The organism is Streptomyces sp. CLV115, assembly GCF_038448545.1.
GTDB lineage: Bacteria > Actinomycetota > Actinomycetes > Streptomycetales > Streptomycetaceae > Streptomyces > Streptomyces sanglieri.
The window spans coordinates 1-1,715 of sequence record NZ_JBCEWQ010000338.1; the positions used below are offsets into that span (position 1 = coordinate 1).

General features: G+C 71.5%; 3 protein-coding genes and 1 pseudogene. All 4 read right to left on the bottom strand.

Features of this window, described 5'->3' with window-relative positions:
• Positions 1 to 7: 7 nt before the first annotated feature.
• Positions 8 to 685, bottom strand: coding sequence for a GTP-binding protein (locus tag AADR41_RS41985; RefSeq protein ID WP_342287725.1), 678 nt, complete (start codon positions 683 to 685; stop codon positions 8 to 10).
• The gene (locus AADR41_RS41990) at positions 666 to 1,031 is read right to left on the bottom strand and encodes a DUF742 domain-containing protein (RefSeq protein WP_093540383.1); all 366 of its coding nucleotides are present in this window, start codon (positions 1,029 to 1,031) and stop codon (positions 666 to 668) included. The genes AADR41_RS41985 and AADR41_RS41990 overlap by 20 nt, the downstream gene beginning before the upstream one ends.
• The gene (locus AADR41_RS41995; RefSeq protein WP_342287726.1) at positions 1,028 to 1,471 is read right to left on the bottom strand and encodes a roadblock/LC7 domain-containing protein; all 444 of its coding nucleotides are present in this window, start codon (positions 1,469 to 1,471) and stop codon (positions 1,028 to 1,030) included. Before AADR41_RS41995 ends, AADR41_RS41990 begins: the two co-directional genes overlap by 4 nt.
• Positions 1,468 to 1,715: pseudogene (locus AADR41_RS42000) on the bottom strand (ATP-binding protein); the annotation flags it as partial. The gene AADR41_RS41995 and the pseudogene AADR41_RS42000, both read right to left, overlap by 4 nt.

Here is a 1,715-nt window from a genome sequence, read left to right on the forward strand (position 1 = left end):
GGCTGGGTCACGGGGTGGGCTCCGGGGTCTTCGCCGGCGCGAGCCCCGTACGGGTGGCGGCGGACGGGTCGGTGTCGAGGGCGCCGGACCGGGCACCGGCCCCGCGCTGCGAGAGGGCGTGGAGGTACTCGACCAGCGTGATCAGTACGTACTTGCTGGACGAACGGTCCCGGGCGTCGCATTCCACCAGTGGCACGTCGTCCGAGAGGGCGAGCGCCTCGCGTATCTGCTGCTCGGTGTGGAGCGGGCCGCCGAAGTCGTTGCACGCCACGATGAACGGCGTGCCGTGGTGCTCCAGCCGGTCGATCGCGTACCAGGAGTCGGCGAGCCTGCGGGTGTCGACGAGCACGACGGCGCCGAGCGTGCCGGAGAACAGCCGGTCCCACAGGAACCAGAACCGCTCCTGGCCGGGGGCGCCGAAGAGGTACAGCACCGAGCGTTCGTCGAGCGAGATCCGGCCGAAGTCGAAGGCGACGGTGGTGGACGTCTTCGACTGCACGCCGTCGAGGTGGTCGACGGCCTCGCCCGCGCGGGTCATGGTCTCTTCGGTGTTCAGCGGACGGATCTCGCTGACGGAGCGGACCATGGTGGTCTTGCCGACGCCGAAGCCGCCGACGACGACGATCTTCAGTCCGTTGTCGGCCGTCGCCTGCAGGGCGGCACGGTCAGAGGTTGCGGAGTCCAACGAGCACCTGTTCCAGGATGTCGGGGTCGGGGAGCCGGTCCGCGACACGGGCAGTACGGGGGTGACGGGCGCTGATCCGTCCGGTGTCCAGGAGATCGGACAGCATGATCCGGACGATGCTGACGGGCAGGCCGAGGGCCGCCGAGATCTCCACGACCGCGGTGGGCAGTTGGCACATCCGCAGGATCGTGGCGTGCTCCGACTGCATGCCGGGGGCCGGCTCGCACTCGGACACCACCAGCGTCACCAGGTCGAACGCGTCCGAGTCGGACCGGCTGCGCCCTCCGGTGAGGGTGTACAGCCGGTCCGGATCGTCGTCCCGGCCGGGGCGGCGGGGGCGGGTCATACGGCCGCGTTCGCGTCGGCAGCGATGACCTCGGAGGCCGAGGGGGAGCGCGGCGGGGCACTGAGGTGCTCGCCGAGCTGTTCGACGAGCTCGCTCATGTTGTGGCCGATGAGGCCGACGTCGGAGTCCTCGGAGGCGACGACCGCGAGATGGGCGCCCGCGCCCGCCTCGACGATGAACAGCACGCCGCCGTAGAACTCGGCCATCGCGGACCGTACGCCGCCGGTGCCGTCACCGAACTCGACGGACGCGCCGTGCGAGAGGCTCTGGATTCCGGCCGAGATCGCGGCCAGCTGGTCTGCCTGGTCGACGGAGAGCTCCGGGGTACGGCACAGCTTGAGCCCGTCCCTGGAAAGGACGAGGGCATGACGAGTGCCGGGGGTGCGCTCCAGGAGCCCCTCCAGCAGCCAGTTGAGCTTCTCGTCGGTGGTCGCGGTCATCGGGTGTTGCCTTCTTCCGGGTGCGGGGAATTGGCCCGAACAGCCTGGCGGAAGCTGCTGAAGCGGGCTGCCTGTTCCTTGGGGTCGGAGGTGCGGGGCCGGGAGGCCGCGGCGTCGTCGGTGTGGGCGGCGGCGCGGGCCTCGGCGGCGGCGAGGGTACGGCCGCGGGGGCGCTTGGGCAGCCCGCTCTCGCCGAACCGGGGCAGGGTGCCGGTGGTGTCGGAGGCGGGGGAGTCCTCGGCGG

Excerpts from the sequence above, each read along its gene's own strand:
- AADR41_RS41995 (WP_342287726.1), bottom strand. The coding sequence starts at position 1,471 with ATGACCGCGACCACCGACGAGAAGCTCAACTGGCTGCTGGAGGGGCTC.
- AADR41_RS41990 (WP_093540383.1), bottom strand. The coding sequence starts at position 1,031 with ATGACCCGCCCCCGCCGCCCCGGCCGGGACGACGATCCGGACCGGCTG.